The organism is Salmonella sp. SAL4457 (genome assembly GCF_046548235.1).
Classification (GTDB): domain Bacteria; phylum Pseudomonadota; class Gammaproteobacteria; order Enterobacterales; family Enterobacteriaceae; genus Salmonella; species Salmonella enterica.
This window is the reverse complement of the sequence record NZ_JBGDZO010000070.1, coordinates 1-434: the sequence shown is the minus strand read 5'-3', so window position 1 is coordinate 434 and position 434 is coordinate 1. Positions and strand designations below refer to the sequence as shown.

The 434-nt window shown below is 60.4% G+C and carries 1 protein-coding gene; it reads right to left on the bottom strand.

From position 1 onward, the window contains the following. Positions 1-157 precede the first annotated feature (157 nt). Positions 158-434, bottom strand: a 277-nt coding sequence (gene mvaU, locus ACLJNW_RS23270; protein ID WP_410961096.1) for a histone-like nucleoid-structuring protein MvaU, incomplete at its 5' end; no start/stop codon positions are given.

Here is a 434-nt window from a genome sequence, read left to right as displayed (position 1 = left end):
GCTGGAGAACCTGCCGGGGGTGGAGAACAACCTGGCGGCGCAGAAGATCAGGAGCGCTTGCGAATCGAAGTCGCAGACTTGATCTGGCGAGGAGGGGAGCGAAAGTAGCCAGTGGGGTTTCCGACGGCATCGGCAGGATGCCGTCGGGAAAACCGGCTTAGCGTTGCAGCCAGGATTCGACGGTTTCGGAACCGTACTGTTCTTTCCAGGCTTTCAGAACCTTGTGGTTGCCGCCCTTGGTTTCGACGACTTCACCGTTGTTCGGGGTCTTGTAGACCTTCAGGGCGCGGGCACGGCGCTGCGGAGCGGCGCTGACGGTGACCGGAGCCTTGGGGTCGAGGATGGCGATGATGTTGTGCAGGGTCATGCCGTACTTGTCCATCAACGCCTGCAACTTCTCCTGGAATTCCAGTTCCTGCATCAGGCTGCTGTCG